7 protein-coding genes are annotated in these 6,357 nt (G+C 47.3%); all 7 read left to right on the top strand.

Annotated elements, in window-relative coordinates:
* The coding region (locus VNE01S_RS13560) for an acyl-CoA dehydrogenase family protein (protein WP_061781649.1) at positions 1-989 on the top strand (989 nt) is incomplete at its 5' end.
* Positions 990-1,000: 11 nt separating this feature from the next.
* Complete coding sequence (locus VNE01S_RS13555; RefSeq protein WP_053394615.1) at positions 1,001-2,608, top strand: carboxyl transferase domain-containing protein; 1,608 nt, start codon at positions 1,001-1,003, stop codon at positions 2,606-2,608.
* A 30-nt stretch (positions 2,609-2,638) separates the two neighbouring features.
* Positions 2,639-3,457: an enoyl-CoA hydratase-related protein gene (locus VNE01S_RS13550; RefSeq protein ID WP_053394614.1), complete on the top strand. Its 819-nt coding sequence runs from the start codon at positions 2,639-2,641 to the stop codon at positions 3,455-3,457.
* Entirely contained in the window at positions 3,447-4,364 is a 918-nt protein-coding gene (locus tag VNE01S_RS13545) for a hydroxymethylglutaryl-CoA lyase (protein ID WP_053394613.1), read from the top strand. Before VNE01S_RS13550 ends, VNE01S_RS13545 begins: the two co-directional genes overlap by 11 nt.
* Positions 4,365-4,565: 201 nt before the next feature.
* Positions 4,566-4,973 (top strand): nucleoside diphosphate kinase regulator, encoded by a 408-nt coding sequence (gene rnk, locus VNE01S_RS13540; RefSeq protein ID WP_053394612.1) that lies wholly within the window; start codon positions 4,566-4,568, stop codon positions 4,971-4,973.
* 250 nt (positions 4,974-5,223) lie between these two features.
* A complete protein-coding gene (locus VNE01S_RS13535) occupies positions 5,224-5,952 on the top strand; it encodes an AzlC family ABC transporter permease (protein ID WP_053394611.1) in 729 nt (242 codons plus the stop codon).
* Complete coding sequence (locus tag VNE01S_RS13530; RefSeq protein WP_053394610.1) at positions 5,952-6,260, top strand: AzlD family protein; 309 nt, start codon at positions 5,952-5,954, stop codon at positions 6,258-6,260. Before VNE01S_RS13535 ends, VNE01S_RS13530 begins: the two co-directional genes overlap by 1 nt.
* The last annotated feature ends 97 nt before the right edge of the window (positions 6,261-6,357 follow it).

The raw sequence follows: 6,357 nt of genomic DNA, 5'->3' as shown, positions 1-6,357 counted from the left end.
CAATTGGTGAGCCATACGGCGGAGCAGAAATGGGCTATCTGGCGCATGTTGTTGCCATGGAAGAAATCAGCCGAGCGTCCGCCTCTGTTGGCTTAAGCTATGGTGCCCACTCCAACCTTTGTGCAAACCAAATCTACAGAAATGGTACAGATGATCAAAAAAACCGATACCTACCCAAATTGGTAGATGGTTCTTTCATTGGCGCACTCGCGATGAGTGAAGCCAACGCGGGTTCTGATGTCATAAGTATGCAGCTTAAGGCAACGTTAAAAAACAATCACTATCTGCTTAATGGCTCAAAAATGTGGATCACCAACGGCCCAGACGCAGACGTCGTGATTGTGTATGCCAAAACGTCTCCGAAAGATGCTTCACGTGGGATCACTGCCTTCATCGTTGAAAAAGAATTCGAGGGTTTCCATTCCGCGCAAAAACTCGACAAGCTAGGCATGCGTGGTTCTAACACCTGTGAACTGGTTTTTGAGGACTGCGCCGTCCCGGTCGAAAACGTGCTAGGTAATGTCGACGAAGGTGTCAAAATGTTGATGAGTGGGTTGGATTACGAACGCGTCGTGTTAGCAGGTGGCCCTTTAGGGATCATGCAAGCTTGCCTGGATGTCGTGGTTCCGTACGTTCATAGCCGTCAGCAATTTGGGCGGGCTATCGGTGAGTTCCAGCTCGTTCAAGCGAAAGTCGCAGATATGTACACGCGAGCCAATGCAGCGAAATCGTACGTTTATACCGTTGCTGCGGCCTGTGACCGAGGTGAAACCACCCGCAAAGATGCCGCTGGCGCGATTCTCTATGCCGCTGAACTGGCGACACAAATCGCGTTAGATGCGATTCAACTTCTGGGTGGCAACGGCTACACCAACGAATACCCTGTTGGGCGACTATTACGAGATGCCAAGTTGTACGAGATTGGCGCTGGCACGTCTGAAATTCGTCGAATGCTCATAGGACGTGAGCTATTTGATGAATCAAGTTAAGGAAGACGGTTATGGCTATCATCAAATCAAAAATTAAAATCGATTCCCCACTCTACACAGAAAACCATCAGAGCATGACTGCATTGGTCAAGAGCCTACATTCTAATATCAAATCCATTGAACAGGGAGGCGGAGCCAAGTCTATAGAAAGACAAAAAGCCAAAGGTAAACTGCCAGTCAGAGAACGTATCAATACCCTACTCGATGAAGATTCAGACTTTTTGGAGATAGGCCTGTTTGCCGCATGGCAAGTCTACGATGAACCCATTCCTTGTGCTGGCATTGTTGCGGGTATAGGCAAAGTCAAAGGGATTGATTGCATGGTGATCGCCAACGATCCATCCGTAAAAGGGGGAACTTACTACCCTCTGACGGTAAAAAAACACCTACGCGCCCAAGAAATCGCAGAGCGATGCCACCTTCCCTGCATTTACTTAGTCGACTCTGGCGGAGCCAACCTGCCTCATCAGGCGGAAGTATTCCCAGACAAAGATCATTTCGGGCGGATTTTCTTTAATCAAGCACAAATGTCTGCCAAGGGGATCCCACAAATCGCGGTTGTGCTTGGCTTGTGTACTGCTGGTGGCGCGTACATTCCAGCCATGGCCGATGTCTCGATTATTGTTAAACAGCAAGGAACCATTTTTCTTGCAGGCCCACCTCTAGTAAAAGCCGCCACTGGAGAAGTCGTGACAGAGGAAGAGCTCGGCGGCGCAGATGTTCACTGCCGAAAATCGGGGGTTGCAGACTATTACGCCGACAATGAAAAACATGCGATGAAACTCGCCCAGCAAGCGATAGCCAATACTAATGCTCACTCACCCATCCAAATGGAGAGTGCAAAGCCTCTTCCTCCTAGGCACAACCCTGAAGAAATCTACGGCATCGTGAACAGTAACCTGAAGCTTTCATTCGATGTACGAGAAGTGATTGCTCGGATTGTTGATGATTCGGATTTCGATGAATTTAAGGCGCTATTTGGTTCCACTTTGATTTGTGGGTTTGCGCGCATTGAAGGCCATTTAATCGGCATAGTGGCCAACAACGGCATCTTATTCTCAGAGTCAGCGCAGAAAGGTGCGCACTTTATCGAGCTCTGTACGACACGGAAAATCCCACTACTTTTCTTACAGAATATTACCGGCTTTATGGTGGGGAAAAAGTACGAAGAAGGCGGTATCGCCAAGCATGGCGCGAAGTTAGTGATGGCTGTTGCCTGTGCGAATGTGCCCAAATTCACCATTATTATCGGCGGCTCTTACGGAGCAGGAAACTATGGCATGTGTGGCCGAGCGTATGAGCCCACCATGATATGGATGTGGCCTAACGCGCGGATCTCCGTTATGGGTGGCGAGCAAGCAGCGGGCGTACTGACCCAAGTAAAGCGTGAAGTAATGAAACGGCAAGATGCAGATTGGAGCGAAGCAGATGAACAGCGGTTTTATGAGTCGATCGTTGATTTGTATAACGTTCAAGGGCATCCATTATACGCCAGTGCTAGACTTTGGGATGACGGGATTATAGATCCGAAAAAAACGCGCCAGGTGCTCGCACATGCATTGCGAGCGTCGAGGAATGCGCCTGTCAAAACGAGTCGCTTTGGTATTTTTCGTATGTAAGGCATTTTCCGAATGTGAAGGGGGTGTGCGATGGAAGGACAAATTCACAATGGCGATCTACTCTGCACTATCGATAAGAATGGCGTAGCAACACTCGCCTTAAACCAAGGTGATAAATTTAATGCGTTCGACAACCATATCATTCAACTGTTAATTACTGAGCTTAATCGACTCACACACGCCGCCAATGTTCGCTGCCTAGTGTTACGCGGTAACGGTAAGCATTTCTCTGCTGGCGCTGACCTTAACTGGATGAGGTCAATGGCAGCAAAAGATTACGAAGAGAACCTTGCAGACGCCAGTCAACTGGCTGAATTAATGCACCTGCTCGATAGCTTTCCCCACCCCACCATTGTCTATACTCATGGCTGCGCATTTGGGGGAGCACTTGGGCTTATCTGCTGCTGTGACATTGCAATCGCAGATATCGACGCCGTATTCAGCTTGAGTGAAGTAAAGCTCGGGTTAGTCCCCGCCACCATCGGTCCTTATGTGTGTCGGGCCATTGGCGCACGTAATACGCGTCGATATGTGCTGACTGCGGAGCGGTTTGATGCACAAGACGCACTTAAGATCGGCTTAGTCCACTTCGTCACGGCTCCCAGTACCATCGATGAAAAACTCTCACAAGTCATCGGCCAAATATTAGCAAACAGCCCAGCGGCAATGACACAAGCTAAAGCTCTAATCCATCAGTGTAGCGAGCAACCTTTGGACAAAGAACTGATCGCTTATACCAGTGAGTTAATCGCAAACATTCGCGTATCAGAACAAGGACAAGAGGGCTTAAACGCGTTTCTGGAAAAGCGTGATCCGGTATGGCATATAGGTCCGAAAAATGCTGGTTAACCAAACACTGCCAGATGCTGTCACCATTATTGAGGTTGGTCCACGAGATGGCCTCCAGAATGAAAAGCACGTCTCTACACGCGCCAAAATTGAGCTGATCAATGCCCTCTCTACCACGGGTCTTAAGCACATTGAAGCGGGCGCGTTTGTTTCTCCTAAATGGGTGCCTCAAATGGCCGATTCCGCTCGAGTGTTTGACTCGATCAAACGGGCATCTGGTGTAGCTTATCCCGCTCTAACGCCTAATTTGAAAGGGTTTGAAGATGCAATCACCGCCAAAGCAGATCAAGTCGCTATTTTTACATCAGCTTCGGAAGGTTTTTGCAGACACAACATTAACTGTTCGATTGATGAAAGTATTGACCGCTTTGCGCCAGTCATGGAAGCCGCGAGCGACAGCGATATCGCGGTCAGAGCCTACCTATCGTGTGTGATTGATTGCCCTTTTGATGGCCCAACACACCCCAGCCAAGTGGCACGTATCGCCAAACGACTATTTGAACTCGGCTGCTACGAAATATCGTTAGGCGACACCATAGGGACGGGCACCCCTGCAAAAGTCTCTGCCATGCTCGAAGCCGTCATGACGGAAGTCCCAATCTCCAATTTGGCCGTGCATTTCCATGATACTTGGGGCCAGGCGTTAGCAAACATATACCAGGCTCTGCTTATGGGGATCAGCGTGATAGATAGCAGTGTAGCAGGGTTGGGCGGCTGCCCTTATGCACCAGGCGCAGCTGGTAATGTGGCTACTGAGGATGTGCTGTATCTGTGCCAAGGGCTTGGTATTTCTACCGGTGTTGATTTGAATAAAGTCGCTCAAGCTGGCTGGACGATCAGCGATACCTTGAAGCGACAACCCAGCTCTAAAGTCTCATTAGCTCTTCGCGCTCACGGCCTCAAATGATGGTTCGCTTTACGGTAAGTATTTAATAAAAATCTTACTTTGCACATTTCATATCTTTTACTGGCAAACATGTTGCATAACAACTAGAATCAAAACTTTGGACTGTATGACAATGTCATGTCATGTCATACAATTAATACATAGATTACATATAGAAAGCCGTCTCATTTATTGTGGCGGCCTTTTATTTGGGAGTTTCATATGTCTGAAAACACCTCTATTTTCATCTCAAGCACTGATATGAACCGAATCACTGCACTATTGGATAAAATGCCAAACTTAGCCAATGATCTTGTTCAATTAGACGCAGAGCTCGATCGTGCAACCGTTTTAGAGCCAAGTGACATGCCTGAAAACGTAGTTACGATGAATTCAACAGTCGTGTTTAAATTTACTGATAGTGACAAAACCATTACGAAGACTTTGGTCTATCCATCAGAACTAAAAAGTAGTGATGATGTGTCTATTTTTGCTCCTGTAGGCAGTGCGCTCATCGGGCTTTCTGTTGGCCAACAATTGTCGTGGCCTATGCCTAATGATCAAACCAAAACCATCGAAATTGTAGAAGTCATTTATCAACCTGAGCGTTGTGGTAGCCTAAACCACTAAGCTGTAGGTAATCCCGGTGCAAAGACCCCACATACAGGCTTTGCACCAGGAGCGTATCCTTTCCAACTTACCATCCCCCTCTCTGAACACCTATTGCCAGTCTGTTACTCATTGATTTTCTCTACATGTAGCACGAATAATTTTGAAAATAATTCAAATTTATTCATACTGATACAACTCTAATAAACATAAGTATTTACTTTGGCCTTAAGTCGCCACAGTTTTCGCTTTAATCGGCTAGGAATTTGCAATGCAAGGCAATGCGCAACAAATAATAGATGATTCTGATCGTCTACATGAATTCTCTCGTAGAGATGTATGGAATGGCTTTACCCAGCTAGTCCCCCTCTCGCTCTTTGTGGTTATTTTTGGTATCGCGTTTGGTGTTGCCGCAGTGCAAACGGGACTAGAACCATTTTCAATCGTCCTGATGAGTACATTGGTCTTTGCTGGGGCATCTCAATTTGCCACGTTAGAGATGTGGGGAACGCATGTGCCTTTATTACCCGTGTTAATTACTGTTTTTGCCATTAACGCTCGTCATCTACTAATGGGCGCAACGCTTTACCCTTGGCTACGTGAACTCCCTACTGCGAAGCGTTACGGTGTTATGCTGTTTGCTTCTGATGCCAATTGGGCTCTTGCTTTGAATGCATTCGGCAACAAAAAGCCAGGCTTAGGTATATTGCTTGGTGGTGGGTTTGCGTTATGGTCTTTCTGGATTGTTGGAACTTGGCTGGGCTTTTACTTTGGTAATGCCATTACCGATCCTGTGAGCCTTGGCCTCGATATGGTAATGGGCTGTTTTCTGCTTTCGATGGTTGCTGTCGGGCCTAAAAACCTACGCGTTTTTGCTATCTGGTCGGTGGCTGCGGTTTCATCACTTCTGGCGTATTGGTATCTACCTGACAATATGCACGTTGTGGTGGGAGCTCTAGCTGGCGGTACTTTAGGTGCGATCTGGATGGAGAAAAAATAATGCATATTGAAACTACATTTGGTGGCACTATCTTAATCATCCTCGCGATGGCACTGGTAACATTGGTTACGCGCTGGGGCGGTGTGTTTGTCATGTCTTTTATTCCAATTGGCCCTCGCGTTCAACAATTTATCAGTGCGATGTCTGGCTCAGTCTTGGTTGCTTTACTCGCGCCGATGGCCGTCGAAGGTGATGCTGGTGCACGAATGGCTCTGCTTTCAACAGCCGTAGTGATGCTGATTTGGAAAAAAACACTCCCTGCTATATCAGCAGGATTGATAGCAGCGGCTTTAGTTAGGGCAATGTGAGCATAAACCGTCATAAAAGTGGTAGATCAATTACAACAATAACTCCCCCCAACGGAGTTATTGTTGCTCTAACCTATTGCTAACGCACAACTTACTC

This window comes from Vibrio nereis NBRC 15637 (assembly GCF_001591105.1).
In the GTDB taxonomy this organism is placed as follows: domain Bacteria; phylum Pseudomonadota; class Gammaproteobacteria; order Enterobacterales; family Vibrionaceae; genus Vibrio; species Vibrio nereis.
This window is presented reverse-complemented; position numbering and strand designations above follow the sequence as displayed.

Excerpts from the sequence above, each read along its gene's own strand:
- VNE01S_RS13555 (WP_053394615.1), top strand. The coding sequence starts at position 1,001 with ATGGCTATCATCAAATCAAAAATTAAAATCGATTCCCCACTCTACACA.
- VNE01S_RS13550 (WP_053394614.1), top strand. The coding sequence starts at position 2,639 with ATGGAAGGACAAATTCACAATGGCGATCTACTCTGCACTATCGATAAG.
- VNE01S_RS13545 (WP_053394613.1), top strand. The coding sequence starts at position 3,447 with ATGCTGGTTAACCAAACACTGCCAGATGCTGTCACCATTATTGAGGTT.
- rnk (WP_053394612.1), top strand. The coding sequence starts at position 4,566 with ATGTCTGAAAACACCTCTATTTTCATCTCAAGCACTGATATGAACCGA.
- VNE01S_RS13535 (WP_053394611.1), top strand. The coding sequence starts at position 5,224 with ATGCAAGGCAATGCGCAACAAATAATAGATGATTCTGATCGTCTACAT.
- VNE01S_RS13530 (WP_053394610.1), top strand. The coding sequence starts at position 5,952 with ATGCATATTGAAACTACATTTGGTGGCACTATCTTAATCATCCTCGCG.